Source organism: Nocardioides aromaticivorans, from assembly GCF_013408525.1.
GTDB lineage: Bacteria > Actinomycetota > Actinomycetes > Propionibacteriales > Nocardioidaceae > Nocardioides > Nocardioides aromaticivorans.
Genome location: NZ_JACBZM010000001.1, coordinates 2,432,503 through 2,451,816 on the forward strand (window position 1 = coordinate 2,432,503; position 19,314 = coordinate 2,451,816).

Annotated in this window: 21 protein-coding genes; 14 read left to right on the top strand and 7 right to left on the bottom strand. The window is 72.1% G+C overall.

Translation table 11 applies throughout. The features are described from left to right. Positions 1-138: 138 nt before the first annotated feature. Genes BJ993_RS11440 through BJ993_RS11450 form a run of 3 tightly spaced genes read right to left on the bottom strand, consistent with a single transcriptional unit; the run spans position 139 to position 2,398 of the window. Entirely contained in the window at positions 139-1,056 is a 918-nt protein-coding gene (locus BJ993_RS11440) for a carbohydrate kinase family protein (RefSeq protein WP_036544189.1), read from the bottom strand. Between the two features lie 5 nt (positions 1,057-1,061). After that, the gene (locus BJ993_RS11445) at positions 1,062-1,727 is read right to left on the bottom strand and encodes a class II aldolase/adducin family protein (protein WP_179648898.1); all 666 of its coding nucleotides are present in this window, start codon (positions 1,725-1,727) and stop codon (positions 1,062-1,064) included. Continuing rightward, positions 1,724-2,398, bottom strand: coding sequence for a TetR/AcrR family transcriptional regulator (locus tag BJ993_RS11450; protein WP_179648899.1), 675 nt, complete (start codon positions 2,396-2,398; stop codon positions 1,724-1,726). The genes BJ993_RS11445 and BJ993_RS11450 overlap by 4 nt, the downstream gene beginning before the upstream one ends. A 70-nt stretch (positions 2,399-2,468) precedes the next feature. On the opposite strand from BJ993_RS11450, the gene BJ993_RS11455 reads away from it, so the two are divergent. Both BJ993_RS11455 and BJ993_RS11460 read left to right on the top strand, forming a co-directional pair. Next, entirely contained in the window at positions 2,469-3,968 is a 1,500-nt protein-coding gene (locus BJ993_RS11455; protein WP_179648900.1) for a flavin monoamine oxidase family protein, read from the top strand. Continuing rightward, positions 3,965-5,002, top strand: coding sequence for an SMP-30/gluconolactonase/LRE family protein (locus tag BJ993_RS11460; protein ID WP_179648901.1), 1,038 nt, complete (start codon positions 3,965-3,967; stop codon positions 5,000-5,002). The genes BJ993_RS11455 and BJ993_RS11460 overlap by 4 nt, the downstream gene beginning before the upstream one ends. A 126-nt stretch (positions 5,003-5,128) precedes the next feature. Here the strand turns inward: BJ993_RS11460 and BJ993_RS11465 are convergent, their stop codons facing one another. Continuing rightward, entirely contained in the window at positions 5,129-6,385 is a 1,257-nt protein-coding gene (locus BJ993_RS11465; protein ID WP_179648902.1) for an MFS transporter, read from the bottom strand. Positions 6,386-6,464: 79 nt separating this feature from the next. Here BJ993_RS11465 and BJ993_RS11470 point away from each other — a divergent pair, with 79 nt between their 5' ends. The 6 genes from BJ993_RS11470 to BJ993_RS11495 all read left to right on the top strand — a co-directional run bounded on the left by BJ993_RS11470 (position 6,465) and on the right by BJ993_RS11495 (position 9,642). Beyond that, a complete protein-coding gene (locus tag BJ993_RS11470; protein ID WP_036543585.1) occupies positions 6,465-6,977 on the top strand; it encodes a MarR family winged helix-turn-helix transcriptional regulator in 513 nt (170 codons plus the stop codon). Positions 6,978-7,071: 94 nt separating this feature from the next. Further along, positions 7,072-7,392, top strand: a complete 321-nt coding sequence (locus BJ993_RS11475; protein ID WP_036543584.1) for a WXG100 family type VII secretion target — start codon at positions 7,072-7,074, stop codon at positions 7,390-7,392. Then, positions 7,392-7,697 carry a WXG100 family type VII secretion target gene (locus tag BJ993_RS11480; RefSeq protein WP_036543582.1) on the top strand — a complete coding sequence of 102 codons (306 nt, stop codon included), beginning with the start codon at positions 7,392-7,394 and terminating at the stop codon, positions 7,695-7,697. Before BJ993_RS11475 ends, BJ993_RS11480 begins: the two co-directional genes overlap by 1 nt. Beyond that, entirely contained in the window at positions 7,694-9,037 is a 1,344-nt protein-coding gene (locus BJ993_RS11485) for a WXG100-like domain-containing protein (RefSeq protein WP_179648904.1), read from the top strand. The genes BJ993_RS11480 and BJ993_RS11485 overlap by 4 nt, the downstream gene beginning before the upstream one ends. Positions 9,038-9,039: 2 nt before the next feature. Further along, complete coding sequence (locus tag BJ993_RS11490) at positions 9,040-9,351, top strand: hypothetical protein (protein ID WP_179648905.1); 312 nt, start codon at positions 9,040-9,042, stop codon at positions 9,349-9,351. A gap of 6 nt (positions 9,352-9,357) precedes the next feature. After that, positions 9,358-9,642: a hypothetical protein gene (locus BJ993_RS11495; protein ID WP_036543579.1), complete on the top strand. Its 285-nt coding sequence runs from the start codon at positions 9,358-9,360 to the stop codon at positions 9,640-9,642. A 107-nt stretch (positions 9,643-9,749) separates the two neighbouring features. On the opposite strand, the gene BJ993_RS11500 is transcribed toward BJ993_RS11495, so the two are convergent. Next, the gene (locus tag BJ993_RS11500) at positions 9,750-10,031 is read right to left on the bottom strand and encodes a LuxR C-terminal-related transcriptional regulator (protein ID WP_036543576.1); all 282 of its coding nucleotides are present in this window, start codon (positions 10,029-10,031) and stop codon (positions 9,750-9,752) included. A 46-nt stretch (positions 10,032-10,077) separates the two neighbouring features. After that, positions 10,078-10,467 carry a hypothetical protein gene (locus BJ993_RS11505; RefSeq protein WP_036543575.1) on the bottom strand — a complete coding sequence of 130 codons (390 nt, stop codon included), beginning with the start codon at positions 10,465-10,467 and terminating at the stop codon, positions 10,078-10,080. A 283-nt stretch (positions 10,468-10,750) separates the two neighbouring features. Here BJ993_RS11505 and BJ993_RS11510 point away from each other — a divergent pair, with 283 nt between their 5' ends. From BJ993_RS11510 to BJ993_RS11520, 3 genes are all read left to right on the top strand, one after another. Then, positions 10,751-11,161, top strand: a complete 411-nt coding sequence (locus tag BJ993_RS11510; RefSeq protein ID WP_179648906.1) for a hypothetical protein — start codon at positions 10,751-10,753, stop codon at positions 11,159-11,161. A 72-nt stretch (positions 11,162-11,233) separates the two neighbouring features. Continuing rightward, positions 11,234-11,824 carry an RNA polymerase sigma factor gene (locus tag BJ993_RS11515; RefSeq protein WP_218864681.1) on the top strand — a complete coding sequence of 197 codons (591 nt, stop codon included), beginning with the start codon at positions 11,234-11,236 and terminating at the stop codon, positions 11,822-11,824. Beyond that, positions 11,821-12,303: a hypothetical protein gene (locus BJ993_RS11520; protein WP_179648907.1), complete on the top strand. Its 483-nt coding sequence runs from the start codon at positions 11,821-11,823 to the stop codon at positions 12,301-12,303. Before BJ993_RS11515 ends, BJ993_RS11520 begins: the two co-directional genes overlap by 4 nt. A 263-nt stretch (positions 12,304-12,566) precedes the next feature. On the opposite strand, the gene BJ993_RS11525 is transcribed toward BJ993_RS11520, so the two are convergent. Beyond that, positions 12,567-14,003: a S8 family peptidase gene (locus BJ993_RS11525; protein ID WP_179648908.1), complete on the bottom strand. Its 1,437-nt coding sequence runs from the start codon at positions 14,001-14,003 to the stop codon at positions 12,567-12,569. Positions 14,004-14,431: 428 nt separating this feature from the next. On the opposite strand from BJ993_RS11525, the gene BJ993_RS11530 reads away from it, so the two are divergent. From BJ993_RS11530 to BJ993_RS11540, 3 genes are all read left to right on the top strand, one after another. Beyond that, entirely contained in the window at positions 14,432-16,618 is a 2,187-nt protein-coding gene (locus BJ993_RS11530; RefSeq protein WP_179648909.1) for a CHAT domain-containing protein, read from the top strand. A 162-nt stretch (positions 16,619-16,780) separates the two neighbouring features. Next, positions 16,781-18,697, top strand: a complete 1,917-nt coding sequence (locus BJ993_RS11535; protein WP_179648910.1) for an anthranilate synthase family protein — start codon at positions 16,781-16,783, stop codon at positions 18,695-18,697. Positions 18,698-18,767: 70 nt separating this feature from the next. Further along, entirely contained in the window at positions 18,768-19,313 is a 546-nt protein-coding gene (locus BJ993_RS11540) for an anthranilate synthase component II (RefSeq protein WP_179648911.1), read from the top strand. Position 19,314: the final 1 nt, after the last annotated feature.

Genomic DNA, 19,314 nt, shown 5'->3' on the forward strand with positions numbered 1-19,314 from the left:
GGGACGGCCGGTTCGTATGACGTCCCCGGTGGGGCGACCTCGGCGCCTGTGTTGCGTCATGCGTTCCGGTCGCTCGGGCGGCCGCTTCGTATGACGCAACCCCGACGCGAGCCCCCGGACCGCGCCGCAGGAGACAGCTCAGCGCGAAGCGGCGAGCTCCTGGACCGCCGCGAGGTCGTAGGACCCCGCATCCGTGCCGAGTCCCTGCGCGACCTGGGCCGCGGTCGCGCACCCGAGCCGGGCCGCCTCGGCCGGAGCCAGCCCGAGCGAGAGCCCCCGCAGGAAGCCGGCGGAGAAGGCGTCGCCGCAGCCGGTGGTGTCGACGACCTCGATCGGGAAGGCCGGCACCTCCACGACCCCCGAGGCCGTGGCGACGAGCGCGCCCTTCGCGCCCTGGGTGACCGCGACGCAGCCGACCCCGCGCTCGAGCAGGGCCTGCGCGCCCTCGGCGAGCGTGGCTGCGCCGGTGAAGCCCAGCACCTGCTCGTCGTTGGGCAGCAGGAAGTCGGTGTGGGGGAGGGCGTCTGCGATCCAGGCGAGCATGTCCGCGTCCCCCGGCGCGAGTACGTCGACCGAGGTGGTCACGCCCGCGGCGCGGGCCCTGCCGAGGAGCTGCCCGGCGGCCTCGCCGCCGAGGAACTCGGGGCCGCCGAGGTGGAGGTGGGTCACGCCGTCGAGCAGGTCCGCGGGCAGGTCGTCGAGCGTGAACGCGCCGTTGGCCCCGATGCAGTGCCACGCCGGGCGGTCGCCGTTCGGGCGCACGGGGAGCACGGACGCGGACGTCTGCGCCTCGGCCTTGCGCACCAGCCCGTCGACCTCGACGCCCTCGCGGGCGAGCAGTGCGAGCAGGGTGTCGCCGACGGGGTCGGTGCCGACGGCGCCGTACGACCGCACCTCGGCGCCGAGCCGCGCGAGCACCACCGCCGTGCCGCCGGCCGTCCCGGCGGGCGACATCCGGATGGTCTCGACGAGCTGGCCCTCCGAGCCGTCCGGGATCGACTCGATGCCGAGGACGTGCGTGTCGAGGACGTGCACGCCGACGGCGGCGACGGTCATGGTGGTCACTGGGGGTTCTCCTTGGTGGTGCCGTAGTCGCGCTCGATGGCGACCCGGATGACGTCGGCCTGCTGCTCGGCGGTGAGCACGCGCGGCGTGCCGAGCGCCGAGGCGCGGTGGTGGAGCTGGCAGAGCCACTCGAGCAGCACGGCGTTCTCGACCGCCTTCTCGAGGGTCGCGCCCACGGCGACCGAGCCGTGGTTGGCCATCAGCGCGGCGCTGCGGCCCTCGAGCGCGGTGCGGACCGAGGCGGCCAGTGCGTCCGTCCCGAAGGTCGCGTACGACGCCACGCGGACCTCGCCGCCCAGCGCGAGCTGCTGGTAGTGCAGCACCGGGAGCTCGTCGAGGACGCAGGCCACCGCGGTGGCGAAGGGCGCGTGCGTGTGGACGACCGCGGCGACGTGGGGGCTGTCGTCGTACACGCCGAGGTGGAGGGCGAGCTCGGAGGTGGGCGCCAGCCGGCCCTCGACGACGGCGCCGGAGCGCGAGACCACGGTGACGTCGTCGGTGGTGCAGGCGCCGAGCACGACGCCGGTGCCGGTCACGGCGACCAGGTCGCCCGCGCGGGCGCTGACGTTGCCGGCGGTGCCGACGAGGAGGCCGGCCTCGGCGAGCTGCCGGGCCGCCGCGGCGACACCGGCCCGGAGGTCCCCGGCCCGGGGGAGGCTCACCGGGCGGTGACCTTCTGGAGGTAGCCCGCGACCAGGTCGATGGCCTCGTCGATGAGGAACTCGTCGCCGTGCGGGTCGCGCTCGAAGGCCAGCTGGAAGGCGCGGTCGCCGAGCTCGACGGCGAGCTCGCCGATCGCGGTCAGCTCGGCGTCGGAGTAGCTGCCCTGGTCGATCAGGCCGAGGTCGGCGGCGTAGGCGAGCAGGTTCTCGGTGATGCGCTTGTTGTGGTGGCGGCCGTAGTCGTAGACCGCGGTGTTGGTGCGCCCCCGCATCCAGATCTGCATGAAGGCCGGGCGGCGGTGGTAGACCTTCACGAACGCCCGCATGGACGTCTCGACGAGGCCGGCCATCGTGAGCTCGCCGGCGGCGGCGAGGTCCTCGGCCACCTGCTCGTCCATCTCGGCCATGTCCCGCTCGCACAGGGCGAGGAGCACGGCCTCCTTGTCGGCGAAGTACTGGTAGAGCGAGGCCACCGGGAGGCCGGCGGTCTCCGCGATGGAGCGCGTGGTGAGTCCCTCGACGCCGTCGGCGACGACCAGCTGGGCGGCCGCGTCGAGGATCCGCTCGACCCGTTCGCGCGAGCGCGCCTGGGTGGGCAGCCGGCGACGGGTGGGCCCGACAGCACCCGGCACCGGGTCGGTCGTTGATCCCTCGACGCTGGCGGAAGTCATGGCCGCAGTGTAGCCTCCCAAACCAGAAACTGACACAGATTCACGTTTGTCGCCGGCGAAAGGTGTTCCCTTGCTCTCCTCCGACGCACTCGCCCTGGGTCGCCGCGGCCTGCTCGCCGGTGGCGCGGTCGCCCTCGGGGCCCTCGCCACGGACGCCCTCGAGGCCGAGGTCAACGCCGCCACCCTGAGCGGCTCGCTGCCCCGCAAGGTCGACGTCGTGGTCGTCGGTGGCGGCATCGCCGGCCTGGTGACCGCCGACCGGATCGCCCGCCGCGGCCGCTCGGTCCTCGTCGTCGAGGCCCGCGACCGGGTCGGCGGCCGGGTCCTCAACCACGGCCTGCGCACCGGCGGCACCATCGAGGCCGGCGGCGCCTTCATCGGCCCCACGCAGAACCACATCAAGGCGCTCGCCGACGAGCTCGGCATCGCCACCTTCAAGGAGTACGTCGACGGCAACAACGTCTACGTCTCGTCGAACCCGCTGGTGGGACGCCAGGAGTTCAAGGGCACCGTGCCGCCGGACCCGACGATCCTGCTCGACGCCGCGCTCGCGCTGACGCGGCTCGACGAGATGGCCGCCGAGGTGCCGGTCGACGCGCCCTGGGCCCACCCCAAGGCCGCCCAGTGGGACGCGATCACCCTCGGTCAGTGGCTCAGCAGCAACACCCTCAACAGCAAGGGCATCGACAACCTGATCAAGTCGTGGACCCAGCCCGGGTTCGGCGCCGACCCCGACCAGCTCTCGCTGCTCTACGTCCTGCACTACATCGCCTGCTCGGGCAACGAGACCCACGTCGGCACCTTCGAGCGCAACTCCGACACCGCCGGTGGCGCGCAGGAGAGCCGGTTCGTCGGGGGCTCCCAGCGGGTGCCGCTCGCCCTCGCGCGCAAGCTCGGCGACCGGGTCGCGCTGGCGGCCGCGGTCACGCGGATCGAGCACGTCGACGGCCGCGCCGTCGTGCACACCACGCGCGGGCGGGTCGCGGCCCGCCGGGTCGTGGTCGCCGCCCCGCCGAAGCAGGTGCTCGACATCGCCCTGCCCGGCATGCCGGCCGGGCGTCGTACCCTCCTGTCGAAGATGCAGATGGGTCGCCTGATGAAGTGCGACGCCGTCTACGAGAAGCCGTTCTGGCGCGAGGACGGGCTCAGCGGCTTCGGCCTCGCCGACTCCGGCGCGGTCCGGGTCGCCTTCGACAACGGCGTGCGCAACACCGGCCACGGCATCCTGCTGGCGTTCGTCGGCGGCTCGACGTGGCGGCAGTACGGCTCGCTCTCGCGCGCCGAGCGCCGTGCGGCCGTGCTGCAGGGCTTCGCGCGGATGTTCGGCGACAAGGCGCTCAAGCCCATCGAATACACCGAGCACGACTGGACCCACGAGCGCTGGACCCGCGGCGGCCCGGTCGCGATCTACCCGCCCCGCGTGATGGCGACCTACGGACACCACATCCACCGGCCCTACGGGCGCGTGCACTGGGCCGGCACCGAGACCTCGACCTACTGGACCGGCTACATGGACGGGGCCGTGCGCTCGGGCAAGCGTGCGGCCGTCGAGGTGCTGGAGAAGCTGTGATCCGTCGTACGACGCTGCTGGCCCTGCTCGCCGTGCTGGTCGCGGTCGGGCTGGTCCCCGCGCACGCCGCCGAGCGCGCGCCCGGCACCGCCCGGGTCTTCGCGAAGGTCCAGTCGCCCGGCTTCCCGGCGTACGTCCACGTCCACCCCAACGGACGCGTGTACGCCGGCACCTACACCAACCCGTCCGGTGACTCGATGCGCTCGCGGGTCTTCGAGTACACCGCGGGCGGCACGCTGCTGCGCTCCTGGACGGTCCCCGGCCAGGACCTCGCCAAGCCGCGCGGCGTCCAGGTCGCGGCCAACGACGCCCGCGGCCGGCTGGTCCTGCTGGAGAAGTCGCGGGCGCGGGTGCTGACCCTCGACGTGCGCACCGGCAGGTTCCAGGTGCAGGCGACGATCCCCGACCTCCCGGGTGGTGGGCACCCGATCCCCAACTACGCGACGTGGGGCCCGGGCGGGGCGCTCTTCGTCAGCGACTACGGCCAGGCCGTCATCTGGCGGATCCCGGCTGCCGGCGGCACGCCACGTGCGTGGTTCCGGTCGACCAAGCTGGAGGGCGTCGCCGGGTTCGGTACGACGGGCCTCGTCTACCAGCCCGCGACCCGGTCGTTCCTGGTCAGCCAGCAGACCAGCGGCGACCCGCTGGAGCTGTTCCGCGGCCACCTCTACCGGCTCGCCGTGCGCGCGGACGGAAGCCCGGGCGCGCTGTCGACGGTGTGGACCGCGGGCGGAGCGCTCGACCTGCCCGACGGCTTCGGTGTCGCCAGGTCCGGCAACATCTACCTCGCCCTGCTCGGCGCCAACAAGCTCGTCAAGCTCAGCCCCACCGGCAAGGTGCTCGCCCGGTGGTCCGCCACCGGGTCGGCGGTCCCCTTCGACAGCCCGTCGAACGCGACCTTCCTCGGCACCCGGGTGCTCGTCGCCAACCAGTCGGCGATCCTCGGCGAGGCCAGCCACCACGTGATCCTCGACGTGGAGGTCGGCGAGCGCGGCGCGCCGGTCGTCGTACCGAAGGGGTCCGTGCTGCGCTGACGGGCGGTGGGTGGGCTGCGATGTAACACGCTGTTCGGCCATCTGCCCGCCGCTCTTCAGGGCGATGGGGGCCGATTCACGGCGTGTCGCCCCTGACTTCCGCCGACCAGATCGACGAACAGCGTGTTACATCGACGCCGCCGGAGCCGCCCCAGCCGCCCCGGCCGCCCCAGCCGGATCGAGCTCCGGCCGGCGCCTCAGCCCGCGCACCGAGGGTGCTGCCAGCGCGGCCAGCGAGCTCACCCCCATCACGCCGGCGACCACGACCAGCCAGCGGTCGGTGCCCACGACGCCCGCGACGGGGCCGGTCAGCGCGAGCCCCAGCGGCCGGCAGACGAACGAGCCGACGAGGTCGAAGGCGTAGACCCGGGAGAGCTTGTCCTCGGCGACGTTCTCCTGGATGGCGAGGTCCCAGCTGACGCTGAACAGCTGCAGGCCGATGCCGTGCACGGCCGCGCCGGCGAGCACCAGCCAGAGCTGGTCGGCGAGCGCCATCGCCAGCGGGAACGCGGCGGTCAGCGACAGCAGGACCACGCCCGAGCGGAGCAGGTGGCGCGGGCGCCAGCGCAGCGCGACCAGCCCGCCGATCACGAAGCCCGCCATGAGTGCGGCCATCGCGCCGCCCCAGGCCTCCTCGCCCCAGGTGTCGCCGACGACGATCGGGCCGAGCACGCCCTGGGCGCCGCCGAAGCACAGGTGGTAGAGCAGCGCCTGCCCGATCAGCAGCCACAGCCAGGTGTGCCGCAGCACCTCGCGCGCGCCGTCGGCCAGCTCGGCCAGCAGCCGCTCGCCCCCGGCGGTCGTCGGGGCCGCGACCCGGATCATCGCGAAGCACCCCGCGGCGACGGCGTAGGTCAGCGCGTCGACCGCGATCGCCCAGCCCGGGCCCGCGGTCGCGACGACGATGCCCGCGAGCGCGAACCCGATCGCGTACGACGTCTGGCTGGCCAGGCTGCGCACGACCACCGCCCGCGGCAGCTGGGCCTCGGCCACGGTGAAGCGGGTCATCGAGTTGGACGCGGGCTGCGCGAGCGCCCCGAGGCAGCCGTTGACGACACCGATGAGGGCGAGGAAGAGGATCGAGCCGTGGTCGGTGACGAGCACCGTCGCGCAGATCGCCTGGCTGACGCAGGTGGCCGTGGCGGAGCCCTGCATCAGGAGCTGGCGGGGGAGCCGGTCGCCGAGTACGCCGCCGTACAGGGTCGTGACGACGTCGGCCAGGGCGAAGGCGGCGATCACGAGGCCGAGCTGGCTCGCCGACCCGCCGAGGTCGAGGACCGCGAACGCCAGCGCCACCGGGGTCATCGCCGAGCCGAGGCCACTGACCGCGATGCCGGACACGAGCCACCGGAAGTCGGGGGAGGTGAGCGGGGAGGCGGGCATGCCGACCAAGATAGTTCGCTGGCTAAGTATTCGACAACTAAGTATTCGCTGGCGAAGCGGTCGCCACTACCCTGACGCCATGCCCGAGGACTGGACCGACCGCCACGTCGCGCGGTGGCGGGACCACTGGCTCGACATCGCCTTCGACGACCAGGTCGAGGCGGCCTTCGTGCGGATCGGCCGGATCGACCGCTACCTGCGCCACGCCAAGCAGCACGCGGTCGCCGAGGTCGGCCTGACCGACTTCGAGTACGACACCCTCCACGTGCTGATGATCCGCGACACCCCGGGCTCGGCCTCGCCGACCGAGCTGGCCGCGGAGCTCGCCGTCTCCGGAGCCGGCATGACCGGCCGGCTGGACGGCCTCGAGAAGGCCGGCTGGATCCGGCGGATCCCGTCGGTCGACGACCGGCGCCGGGTGATCGTCGAGGTCACCAAGGCCGGCATCGAGATCTGGCGCCGCGCGATGGACATCCGCGGCGAGGCGGAGAACGACCTCGCCGACGCCCTCACCGAGCGGGAGCTCGCGACGCTCAACCGGCTGCTGAAGAAGGTCACCGTGCGCACCGAGGAGCGCGGCGCGGGCAGTTGATCTGCGCGGTGCCGGGTCGGCGCGTTTTCGGTCGGCGAGTCCGGGCAAGAGGGGAGTCCCCAGCCCACACCGACATGAGCCCTCGGGAGGACTCGTGAACCTCGGACTCGTCCATGCCGCCCTCGACCGGGGCAAGGAGGACATCGTCACCGCCGCGACCGAGCTGCGGGCCACCCGCGACCGCATCGACCGGAGGGTCCACGACCTGCTCGGGAAGGGATGGACCGGGGACGCCGCCGAGTCCTTCCTCCCGATCTGGGCGGACTGGCTGGCCGGAGCCACCGACGCGGAGGAAGGGCTGGTCGCGATGCGTGAGCTCATCGACGCCTTCCACCGCGACATCCGCCAGGAGGACGCCGAGAGCCAGGCCAACCTCGACCAGATCTCCGCCCACATCATCGAGCGGCTCGGCTGATGGAGAAGTCCGACCGGTACTCCCTCGACTCCGACGAGCTCGACGAGCTGGTCCGCGAGCTGACGACCTGCCACGCGAAGATCGACCGCAGCATCACCGACTTCCGCCGCCAGATGCGGATCCTGGAGTCGGAGTGGGAGGGTCTCTCCGCCGAGGCGCAGAAGCTCGCGCGCGCCGAGCTCGACAAGGGACTCGACGCGATGGCGCTGGCCCTCTCGGACCTGATCGCCGAGAACAACGACGCGCACGGCCTCTACGTCGCCGCCTGGCAGGCCAATGTCGACATGTGGCGGGCCGTCCAGTGACGCGCGTCGACGTCGGCGGCACGGGCTACGACGACGCCACCGAGGCGCTGATCTCCGTCAACCAGCGCGCGGCCATCCACTACGAGACGCTCACCTCCGACCTCGCGGGACACGGCGGGATGGCCGGCGACGACTCGACCTCGCACGACTTCGCCGTCGAGTACGACCCCGGTGCCCAGGGAGCGGTCGACGCGCTGCGCGACTTCGTGGACGCCGCCGGCAACCTCGGCGTCCTCACCGCCCTGTCGATCGAGAACCACCGCAAGGCCGACAACGGAGCCGTCTACGGCGCCCCGCCCCTCGTGTACGACGGCAGCCAGTCGCTCAGCGGAGCGGGCGAGATCGACGTACCGTCCTTCTCGGTGCCGTCCGCCGAGGGCGGCGACGCCGGCGGCGCACCGGAGTTCTGGGACCTCGTGGTGGACCACCTCGAGGGCTTCGTGTGGCCCAACGCCGACACCGGCAGGCTGCGCCAGGCGGCGAACACCTGGCGCACCGCACAGCGCTCGGTCGCCCTGCTCCCGGGCACCTGCGACAGCGCCATCGGGCTGCTGGAGGCGCAGAAATCGCCGGAGATCCCGCTGGCGGTCAACGCCGTCACCGAGCTGAAGGACGCCGCCGTCGACCTCGCCGAGGCGTTCGGCGAGCTGGCCTCGGCCTGCGACGGCTACGCCGACGTCGTCGACCAGCAGCGTGAGGTCATCAAGGGGATCCTCAAGGAGCTGGCGATCGAGCTCGGGATCACCGCCACCATCGGGGTCATCACCAGCTTCTTCACCTTCGGGGGCGGCGGCGCGGTGGCCGCCGGCGTCGCGACGGCCCGGGCCATCAAGTTCGCGAAGCGGATCATCAAGGCCATCGACGACATCCGTGACCTCGCGAAGGCAAGGGCCCTGCTCGCGCTCGGCCGGGTCGGCACGAAGGTGAAGGGCCTGGGACCCGTCCTGCGGCGGCTGGCGACCAAGTCCCGCAACTCCTTCAAGGGCTTCAAGGGCCCCAAGAAGCCCCCGAACGCCAAGGAGATCGCCGACATCGGCAAGAAGGTGAGCCGCCAGAAGCAGGCCCGCCACGTGAAGGACACCCCCGAGTGGGTCAAGCGCGGCAAGGGTGGCTACTTCAACAGCGAGAAGGACGCGCAGGACGTCCTCGACGCGCTGCACTCCGGGAAGGCCAAGATCGTCGGGTACGACAAGCACGGCCACCCGATCGTGCGCCACAACGACGTCACGGGGTACAACAACAACCCGCTGGCCGGCTACCACGACCAGCCGACCCACGTCTTCATCATCAAGGGCACGAAGCCGCCGAGCGTCGTACCGACCAGTCCCACCAAGGGGTGAGCATGAGCCAGCACCTGGATCTCGAGAACACTGTCGTCCTGGCCGCCGTGCAGGCACTGATCGGCGCGGTGACGCCGTCGATGGCGGCGATCTCCGTGGAGGTCGACGCCGAGGCCGAGACGGCGGTCCTCCACGTCGCCCTGCAGTACGCCGACAACACGATCGCCTCGTTGCTCGAGGAGGTCGCCGACGACATCAACCAGTACTCCGACGACGCGGTCGCCGTGTCCGTCACCACCTGGGTGGGCGAGGACTGGTCCGCCGACTGGCCCGGCCGGCACCACCGCATGGTCTTCGCGGCCTTCAGCAGGTAGGCGGACGTGGACACCTTCGAGGAGTACACCGGCGACCGCGCCGCCGCCCGGCAGATGCGGGAGGGCCTCACGGTCCTCGCCGGCCGGTACGCCGGCACCCCGCTCGGCGACCAGATCTCCGACACCCTGGCCGGCCGCACCTCGATGCGGGAGCTGGCCGACGACCCGGAGTTCGCCACCCTGGCCCTGCAGGGGGCGAGGGAGTACCTCGACGCCTGGCGGGAGCTGAGCCCCGAGCAGCGGGCCGAGATCAACCGGCAGGCGCGGGAGATCGACGCAGCGGACGACTGAGGCGGCCGGACGCGACAAGGGGTGGCCCGCCCCGGAAACGGACCACCCCTTGCGGTGTGCGTCATCAGGCCCCCCACTGGCCCGAGAACGCGGGAAGTGCCGCGGTCTCAGTGCGCCGCGTCCCGGGAGCGGGCTCCCGTGGCCCCGGCAGGGGCCTGGCGCAGGGTGAGGACCGCGAGCACACGCCGGCTGAGGTACGGCGAGGGCTCCAGCCCGAGCTTGTCGAAGATCCGCGTGCTGATCTCCTCGGTGGCCAGCGGCGAGAGGCCGAGCTGGCGCCCGATCGCGGCGTCGGACTGGCCGTGGGCGATGAGCTGGAGCACCTGGCGCTCCTGGATCCCCAGCCGGTCCAGCCGGCTGGTGGCGGCGACGTACGTGAGCTCGAGCATGGCGTCGTACCCCTTCTCGTCGGTTCCCGTCGGTCCGTGCTGCCGGTCAGACCGGCAGCACGGGGCCGCGGAGGTGCAACCGACGGGCCCGCGCGAGGGAGGGAGCGGGGCGCGGGCCCGTCAGTGTCAGGAGGTCCACCGCTGCCGCGGCCGCGTGGGCGGCGTCGGCGCGCTGGAGGATCGCGAGGATCGCGGACTGGGTGCGGCGCAGGCGCGTGTAGGCGTCCTGGAACTGGTCCTCGCCGTCCTGCACGTCGAGCTGGGCCTCGCACATGTGCTGCCAGCGGGCGCGGAGTGCGGCGACCAGGCCGTGCGGGCCGCTGAAGTACTGGTTCCACTCCTCCCGCCAGGGGAGGGCGCCGCTCATGTCGACCGCGGCGGCGGCCTCGACCTCGCGGATGATGCGGGTGCGTTCGTGGGTCTCGTTCCAGGTCATGACGATGTTCCTTCCGGGAGCTGCGCGGCGGGGAGTTCGCCGCTTCGGCTTGACGGAGGGAGGAGCGCTCGGGATCGGGTCCTGATACACGGGGACCCAGGAAAATTCCGGTGCTGGCGTACGCCGCCGGGCTCGGGGCAGGATCGGCGCCATGACCGATGCCGGCCCGCCGCCCTATCCCGCCCCGCCGTCGCACGACTTCGGTCCGCCGGCGCCCTTCGGCTCACCGGGGCCCGGATCGCCGGGTTCGTCCGGCTTCCCGGGCTCTCCGAGGCGCCGGTCGATGGTGTTGCGCCACATCGTCGGTCCTCTGGTCGCGCTCGTGGCCACGCCGATCGGGCTGGCCCTCGTGGACTACGGAGCCGAGAAGTACCTCCGCAACGTCTACGCCTTCGCCGACTCCGGCTGGTCCGCGGAGCTGTTGTGGCTGTTCGGCGGCGGGATCTTCCTGACCGTCGCGGCCCTGTCCGCCCGACTGTCCGGGCTCGGCCCGGTGCTCGCCGCGATCGTGTGGGGGCTCGCCCCGTTCCTGTGGTTCGTGTCCGACGCGGGCAGCTTCTACGACTTCTCCCAGGACCTGCCCTCGACCCACTTCTGGTTCGGCTACGCGCCGGTCGAGTTCCCGCTCCTCGGCGCCCTGCTGCTGGGCGCCGGGATCGCGGGGCGGTGGCGCGGGCGCGTCGTACCTGGCTGAGTACCTGGCTGAGGCGGATTCGACGTATCAGCGGTACTGGCTCGCGGGTCCTCGATGCGGGACGATGCAACCGTGCCAGAGCCGCTGTCCACGCTCGTCCCCGCAGCGCGGGAAGGAGACCAGCATGCGTGGGACGCGATCGTCGATCGTTTCCTGCCCCTGGTGGGCGCGATCGTTCGCGGCCACCGGCTCTCGGAGGTGGATGGGGACGACGTCAGCCAGACGGTGTGGCTGCGACTGGTGGAACACCTCGGTGACCTGCGGGAGCCGGACGCCCTGCCGGGCTGGATCCGTACGACGACCCGCAACGAGTGCCTGCGCCTGCTCGCCGCGCGGGGCCGGGTCCGCCCGGTCGACCCGCAGGAGGACGGTGCGGCCGGCGGCCTGGACGCCGTCGAGGACGACGTGGCCGGCGACGACCTGCTCGCCGCCGAGCGCCGCCAGCTGCTGCGCGACGCGCTCGACGAGCTCCCGGCGGGCCGTCGCGACCTGCTCCTCCTGCTGCTCGAGGACCCGCCGGTCGGCTACGAGGAGATCAGCCGCCGGCTCGGGATCCCGATCGGCAGCATCGGACCGACCCGCGCCCGGGCGCTCGACCAGCTGCGTCGTACCCGGTCCCTGCGGGGCCTGGGACCTGATCTCGTGGGAGGGGAGAGGTCATGAGTGAGTGGGACGACCTGAGCAAGCTCGACGACGACGCGCTGATGGCGCTGCTCGACGAGGCGGTCAAGGAGGCGGACGCCGTCCCGGACCGCCGCCGTGAGGCCGCCCGCGCCGCCTTCACCTGGCGCTCGGTGGACGACGAGCTCGCGGAGCTGCTGCACGACTCCGCACTGGACGCCGGTGCGGCCGTGCGCTCCTCTGCCGGTGCCCCACGCTCGCTGGCCTTCGGCCGCAGCGGGCTGACCCTCGAGGTCGAGGTCGACGGCGACCAGGTGCTCGGCGAGGTGATCGCCTCCGGCGTCGCCATGGAGGCCGAGGGACTCACGTCGGTGACCCTGCAGCGCCCGGAGGCCCCCGATGTCACCACCACCGTCGACGGAGCCGGCTTCTTCCGGTTCGCCGGGGTGGGGACCGGTGCGGCGCGGTTCGTGGTCGAGCGGGGTGGGTGGTCGCTCACCACGCCCTGGGTCACCCTCTGACCGCTCGGGATCTCGTTCGGCGCCTCGTGGGGCGGCTCGTTCGTGGATGGCCGGGTTTGCGTCATACGAAGCGCGCGCTGGGGCGGCCGTTTCGTATGACGTCCCGGGCTGGCCAGGTGGGTGCCGGCGGGGACGTCATACGAATCGAGCCTTCGAGCGACCGTTTCGTATGACGTCCCGCCGCGGCCTGCCTCAACGGTGGTCGAGGGGGTTGCGCAGCAACCGTCACGAGACCCCCGGGCCCGTGCGCCGGGCGCCACCACTCAGGTCAGCGGACCGACGATCTGGATGTCCTCACCGATCCGGGCGTCGTACTCGGTGATCGCGGTCTGCCGTACGACGTCCCACGCCGCTCGCGCGGTGAGGCCGTTGTCGCGCATCTCGGCGGCGATCAGCCCGGTGACGATCGGGGTCGAGAAGGACGTACCGCTCCACTGGGCGAGCCCGTCGAACTGCCGGACCTGCCCGGCGTTGGGCGGCTCGTGGCAGGTGTAGGTCCCCTTGGGGAAGGCATTCACCAGGTTGCGGCCACGGGCGTAGATCGATACCCAGTCCTTGCCGAAGTTGGAGAAGTCGGAGACCTTCTTGTCGGGGTCGACGGAGCCGACGGAGACCACCCAGTCGAAGGCGGCCGGCCAGAACGGCTTGTTGCTCGAGTCGTTGCCGGCCGCTGCGACGATCAGGACGTCCTCGCGCTCCGCAAGCTTGTTCTCGGTGCCGAGCACCTCGAACGCCACTGAAGTGAAGTCGTCCCGTGTGTGGGTGCCGGCAGAGATGCTGATGATCTGGGGATGGTCGTCGTCGTTGATCGCCTGGTGGAGCTGCTCGACGATCTCAAGCTCGAACACGGCGCCACCCTTCGTGAGCACGCCCTCGACCTCGACGCGGGTGTCTGGGGCGAGGCAGCTGATGACCCCGGCCACGAACGTGCCGTGGCCGGCGTACGGGTGGATGTTGTCGAAGTCGACTACCTCGACATCGTCGAGATCGGCGAGGACGTCGCCCTTCTCCAACCAAGGAGACTCCGGGCTGTCCAGCGCCTCGACCCACAAACCGGTGTCGACAACCGAAACACGAACTCGGTCCTTGTCGGCAACGTCTGTCCGAGAGCGTTTCGGCGGCGGCCACGGCGTAGCCCGGCGGGAGCGAGGTGTCTCGGGCTCGGTCGCGGGGCAGAGCTGTCCGCGCGGCGTCACGTAGACCACGTGGTCCGGCGTTGCGGAGCCGCGCTCCAGAACCTTGGATTCCTCCAGCTCGGCCAGCGTGGCGAGTACGTCGTCCCGTTGGTCGACTCGTGCCGGCAGAGCGGCCAGGACCAGACCGGGTACGCGGGTCTCGCGGCCTTCCAGGCGTCCGGTGAATCGTTCACGATTCTCATCCGCGCTGAAGTACTTCTCGAGCTTTCCGAAGTCTCTCCGTCGAACGAGTGCGTGCCCCGTCCGGTAGAGGTAGTGGACGTCGGCGTCGTCGGTCGGGGGTTCGATGCCCTCCACGGGACCGCCGGACACTGGTAAGCCGGCCTCTTCGAAGGCTCGGCGGACGATGCCGACCTGAATGCGCAATCTTTCCGCTGCGTCCTTGGAATCCGGCCGTGGTCCCCCTTCGCCGGGCCGAATTCCACCCGGGCGGGGAAACCGCCACTTCCGGATCAGGTCGCGCAGGATGCCGATGGGGAATGCGGGACGCGCAGGTTCTTCCATGACCGCTCCTCAGCGTGGAAACGGACGGCACGTGGCCGGCCGGCGGCGCTAACGTAGTGCTGCTCGGCCGGTCGCGTAAAGGAGCAGATCCTGTGGAGGAGCTGTTGGCGCTGGCGCTCGAGAATCCGGATGAAGCGGTGCTGCAGGCGGAGCAGGTTCTTGCCACGAGGGCGGACCCGTGGGCGCGGTCCTTTGCCAACCAGTGCCTCGGAATCGTCTACCGGGACAGGGGATTGACCGAGGAATCGGTGCGGAGACTCCGGGATGCGCTGTCGGACGCGGCCGCTGCCCACTCGCCAGACCGGCGACGGGATGTCCGCGCGACCTACGCCGGCGCGCTCGCATATGCCGGTCGGACCGCGGCCGCGCTCCACCAGTTCGCGAGGGCGTTGGACGGCGCGAACGGTGAGCTGGAAGCAACGATCCGGATGAGGAAGGCAGGCGTGCTGGCGCTCATCGGCCGCCACGCCGACGCGGTCCCCGAGCTGGTCCGCGCACTTGAAGTTTTGCCCGCGACGTCGAGCGTCGAATGGCAGGCCAGGACCCGGATCTGGCTCGGTTACCTGCAACTCTGCCTGGGTCATCTCGACGTTGCGGAACGGGAGGTGCTGCGCGCCAAGGAGATGCTCCGAGGTTCGGAAGCCAGCATGCTCAGGCTGACGGCAATCGAGAACCTCGCCGAGATCGCCGTCGCAGGGGGAAACCTGGCGCGGGGCCTCCAACTCTTCGGGGACGCGTTGGCCGAGTACGCGCAGGTGGGCGCAGTTCCTCGATTCGTGGTCGTCGACCTCCTGGCGGCGACCTACCTGTCCGCGGGGCTCGTTGCGGACGCAGCGGACCTGCTCGACAAGTTCGTCGGTACGCCGCTGCCGGTCGTTGAGCAGGCCGAGCTCCACCTCCGGCAGTCCAGCACTCTCCTGGCTGCTGGAGACCTCAGTCGAGCTCACGACATCGCAATCCGCTCGGCCGAGATGTTCCAGAAGCAGGGGCGTACTTGGTTCGAGCGAAGGGCACGACTCGTCGCGGCGGCTTCCGGGCACGATGACCCAGACCAGGTCATCTCCTTGGCTCGGGCGCTCGATGCAGAATCGGCGCGCGAGGCGCCGATGGCCCTGACGCTGGCCGGCCGCCTGTCCCGCCCGCAGGATCGCCTCGCGCTCTGGACCCGTGCGGCGTCGTACCGCACCCACCCCAACGCCCTCGTCCGAGCCGCCGCCTGGCACGCCCAGTCCCTCGCCCACGAGGAGCAGCACCACCGCGGCGGCGTCCTCCGCGCGGCCGCCGCGGGCCTCGACGCGATCGACGAGCACCGCCGCCTGATCGGGTCCTCCGAGCTCCGCGCCCTCGCCACCACCCACGGCCGCGACCTGACCACGATCGCCCTGCGCCATGCCGCCACCGACCCGCGCACGCTGCTGAGGTGGAGCGAGCGCACCCGCGCGACCGCCCTCGCCCAGCCGCCGGCGACCTCCGACGCGGCGACGATCCCCGCCTCCCTCGCCGCGCTCCGCGACAACGGCCGGCGGCTGGCGGAGGCGCGGGCCGAGGGGGAGCCGACGGACGCGCTCGAGCGCGAGCGGCTGCGGCTGGAGCGGGCGGTCCGCTCCGAGAGCCACACGCTGTCCGCGACGACCGCCGAGCAGCAGAAGCCCCCGACCGTCGAGGAGATCGTTGCCGCGGTCGGTGACGGGTGCCTCGTGGAGCTCGTCGACGTGGACGGGACCGTGCACGTGCTGGTCACCCACGCCGGCCGTGTACGACGAAAGGTGGCCGGCTCCACCGAGGAGATCGCCGCGCTGCTCGGCCCCACGCAGATGCTGCTGCGCCGGGCGTCCCGCGGCCGGGCGACCGACATGAGCGCGCTGGGCGGGCAGTTGCAGGAGGCGATCCTCGGCGACGCGGTGCGCCTCATCGCCGACGGACCGGTCGTGCTCGCCCCGACGGCGCGGCTCCACGGCCTGGCCTGGCCGTTGCTCCCGGTGCTCGGGGACCGGCCGTTCAGCGTCGTACCGTCGGCCGGGCAGTGGCTGCGCGCCCGCGCCACCCCCCGCCCGGCCGCCACGAGACGCCGGACGGTCCTCGTCAGCGGCCCCGGTCTCGCCACCGGCGGCGCCGAGGTGCCGCTGCTCGCTGCCAGCCACCCCGACGCGACGCTGCTGGCCGGCAGGGACGCGGCGCTCGAGCGGGTGCTGGACCAGCTCGACGGCGCCGACCTCGTCCACCTCGCCGCCCACGGCAACTTCCGCGCCGACAGCCCGCTGTTCTCCGCGCTCGACCTCGCGGACGGGCCGCTGACGGTGCACGACCTGGAGCGGGTGCGCCGGGCGCCGTACCGGGTCGTCCTGTCGGCCTGCGAGTCCGGGGTCCTCGCGCCGGTGGGGGCGGAGGAGCTGCTGGGCCTCGCCGCCGCCCTCTTCTCGCTCGGCACCGCCGGCCTGGTCAGCAGCGTCGCCGAGGTCAACGACACCGCCACCGCCGACCTGATGGTCGAGCTGCACGCATCCCTCGCGAGCGGTGCCGACCCCGCGACCGCCCTCCACCGGGCGCGCCGGCAGGCGGCCGACGACCCGGTCGCCGCCGGTACCGCCGCCGCCTTCCTCGCCCTCGGCGTCTGAGGCCCCTGTGCGGTAGTCCCTGACGAAAAGCACCGAGATCCTGCCGATTCCGGTGCTTTTCGTCAGGGACTACCGCAGCGGGGCGACGGGAGGGACCACCCCGAGCGGCCGCTGGGCGAAACTCCCTCCAGCCCTCCCGGCCGCCCCGCATAGGCTTCGCCCATGACTGAACAGCGCCTCACTGCCCGGGAAGCCATCACGGCCGTCCAGGGGCACGAGGCGTGGGCGATCATCCGGCGCTCCACCCGCGCGGGCGACCGCGACACCGTCGGCGTCCTCGGCGGCTCCCGCAGCGTGGTCGAGTCGATCATGGACATCCCGTTGGAGACCGGCGTGCCGGAGCCGGGGCACATCTGCGACCGGCTCGTCGCCGTCCCCTTCCGCCAGGTCTCCGAGCGCGGCTTCGAGGCCCACGACGACGGCACCCCGCTCGTGGTGGTCGACGTGCAGACCGAGCACGAGTTCTCCGTGGCCGAGGTGGTCGACGCGATCGACCCGGTGCCGGTCGAGTTCACCGACCGCGGTGGCTTCGAGACGAACGACGAGGACTACGGCAAGCTCGTCGCGCAGATCATCGGCGAGGAGATCGGCCAGGGCGAGGGCGCCAACCTCGTCATCGGCCGCAACTACCGCGCGGTCGTCGCCGACTTCGGCCCCGACGTCGCGCTCACCGTCTACCGCCGCCTCCTCGAGCGCGAGCGCGGTGCGTACTGGACCTTCGTCTTCTTCACCGGCGACCGCTTCCTCATCGGCGCCAGCCCCGAGCGGCACGTCTCCGTCCACGGCGGCGACGTCCGGATGAACCCCATCTCGGGCACCTTCCACCTGCGCCCGCCGGCCGGCGAGACCCGCAGCACGGAGGCGCGGATGCGGGAGTTCCTCAAGGACGAGAAGGAGATCTACGAGCTCTTCATGGTCGTCGACGAGGAGCTCAAGATGATGTGCGACATCTGCACGGAGGGCGGCCAGGTGCTCGGCCCGTTCCTCAAGCCGATGACCCACCTCATCCACACCGAGTACCTCCTCGCCGGCCGCACCAGCCGCGACGTCCGCGAGGTCCTCCGGGACACGATGTACGCCGCCACGGTCACCGGCTCCCCGGTGGAGAACGCCTGCCGGCTGATCAAGCAGTACGAGCCGGAGGGCCGCGGCTACTACGCCTCCGCGCTGGCCCTCTTCGGCCGCGACGAGGCCGGCGAGCCGGTCCTCGACAGCCCGATCATCCTGCGTACCGCCGACGTCTCGCCCGCCGGTGAGCTGAAGGTGACCGCCGGAGCCACGCTCGTGCGCGACTCCGACCCGGCGTACGAGGTCGCCGAGACGCACGCCAAGGCCGGCGGCATCCTCTCCGCCTTCGGCCTCGTGCCGCCGGCCCCGGTGCCGACGACGGACATCGCCACCCTCGTCGCCGACGAGGAGGTGCTGATCGCGCTCAACAGCCGCAACAACCGGCTCTCCAGCTTCTGGCTCGCCGACCAGGCCGGCACCCCCGTCGACCCGCGGCTGATCGGGAAGACCGCGGTCATCCTCGACGGCGAGGACGACTTCGTGAACATGCTGCGCCACATGCTCACCCGGATGGGCGTGAGCTCGTCGGTCGTCCGCCACGAGGAGTACGTCGACGGGGCGCTCGACGGCTTCGACCTGGTCATCGTCGGGCCGGGCCCCGGTGACCCCCGCGCCGACGACGACCCCAAGATGGCCAAGCTCCGCGCGGCCGTGCGGTGGCTGCTCGACAACGAGGTGCCGTTCCTCGCGATCTGCCTGGGCCACCAGGCGCTGTGCCACACGCTCGGCATCCCGCTGGCCTACAAGGACATCGTCTTCCAGGGCACCCAGGCCACCGTCCTGCTCGACGGCCGCCCGGAGAAGGTCGGCTTCTACAACACCTTCGTCGGCCGGGTCGGCGACGGCGTCGAGCTCCCCGAGGGCGTGAGCGTCGACGCGGACGCCGACACCGGCGACATCAACGCCGTGCGCGGCCCGCACTTCCGCGGCGTGCAGTTCCACGCCGAGTCGATCCTGACCGAGCACGGCTTCGTGATCGTGCACGACCTGGTGTCCGACGTCCTGCTGTGACCCGGCGCCCGGTGGTTTCGAGGCTCGCTGGCGCTCGCACCTCAACCAGCGGGCGCGAGGAGGTCGTGCGGTGAGCACGCCCGACGTGGTCGTGGTCGACCACCACGACTCCTACACGTGGAACCTGGTCCACCTCGTCGCGGAGGTCTCGGGGCGGCTGCCGACGGTGGTGCAGTGGGACGACCCGGTCGACCTGGCGGCGTACTCCCACATCGTGCTGTCCCCCGGGCCCGGGCACCCGGGCGAGTACCGCTGGGGCTTCGACGAGGGTCGGCCGACCCTGGGGGTGTGCCTCGGCCTGCAGGGGATGGTCGTCGCCTTCGGCGGCGAGGTCGGCCGCGTCGAGCCCGCGCACGGCACCGTCGAGCCGGTGACCCATGACGGGCGCGGGATCTTCGCCGGCGTACCCACCCCGTTGGACGCCGTGCGCTACCACTCCCTGGCAGCGGTCCGGTTGCCCGACGAGCTCGAGGCGACGGCGTGGGCGGCCGACGGCACCGTGATGGGCGCGCGCCACCGGTCGCTGCCCATCGAGGGCGTGCAGTTCCACCCCGAGTCGGTGCTCTCCGAGCACGGGGCGCGGCTGGTCGCCAACTTCCTCGCCATGGGACGCTGAC

What these genes read in the sequence shown, in the direction of transcription:
- BJ993_RS11440 (WP_036544189.1), bottom strand. Translation starts at nt 1,056, where the DNA reads ATGACCGTCGCCGCCGTCGGCGTGCACGTCCTCGACACGCACGTCCTC.
- BJ993_RS11450 (WP_179648899.1), bottom strand. Translation starts at nt 2,398, where the DNA reads ATGACTTCCGCCAGCGTCGAGGGATCAACGACCGACCCGGTGCCGGGT.
- BJ993_RS11465 (WP_179648902.1), bottom strand. Translation starts at nt 6,385, where the DNA reads ATGCCCGCCTCCCCGCTCACCTCCCCCGACTTCCGGTGGCTCGTGTCC.
- BJ993_RS11470 (WP_036543585.1), top strand. Translation starts at nt 6,465, where the DNA reads ATGCCCGAGGACTGGACCGACCGCCACGTCGCGCGGTGGCGGGACCAC.
- BJ993_RS11480 (WP_036543582.1), top strand. Translation starts at nt 7,392, where the DNA reads ATGGAGAAGTCCGACCGGTACTCCCTCGACTCCGACGAGCTCGACGAG.
- BJ993_RS11490 (WP_179648905.1), top strand. Translation starts at nt 9,040, where the DNA reads ATGAGCCAGCACCTGGATCTCGAGAACACTGTCGTCCTGGCCGCCGTG.
- BJ993_RS11500 (WP_036543576.1), bottom strand. Translation starts at nt 10,031, where the DNA reads ATGCTCGAGCTCACGTACGTCGCCGCCACCAGCCGGCTGGACCGGCTG.
- BJ993_RS11505 (WP_036543575.1), bottom strand. Translation starts at nt 10,467, where the DNA reads ATGACCTGGAACGAGACCCACGAACGCACCCGCATCATCCGCGAGGTC.
- BJ993_RS11510 (WP_179648906.1), top strand. Translation starts at nt 10,751, where the DNA reads ATGGTGTTGCGCCACATCGTCGGTCCTCTGGTCGCGCTCGTGGCCACG.
- BJ993_RS11520 (WP_179648907.1), top strand. Translation starts at nt 11,821, where the DNA reads ATGAGTGAGTGGGACGACCTGAGCAAGCTCGACGACGACGCGCTGATG.
- BJ993_RS11525 (WP_179648908.1), bottom strand. Translation starts at nt 14,003, where the DNA reads ATGGAAGAACCTGCGCGTCCCGCATTCCCCATCGGCATCCTGCGCGAC.
- BJ993_RS11530 (WP_179648909.1), top strand. Translation starts at nt 14,432, where the DNA reads ATGAGGAAGGCAGGCGTGCTGGCGCTCATCGGCCGCCACGCCGACGCG.
- BJ993_RS11535 (WP_179648910.1), top strand. Translation starts at nt 16,781, where the DNA reads ATGACTGAACAGCGCCTCACTGCCCGGGAAGCCATCACGGCCGTCCAG.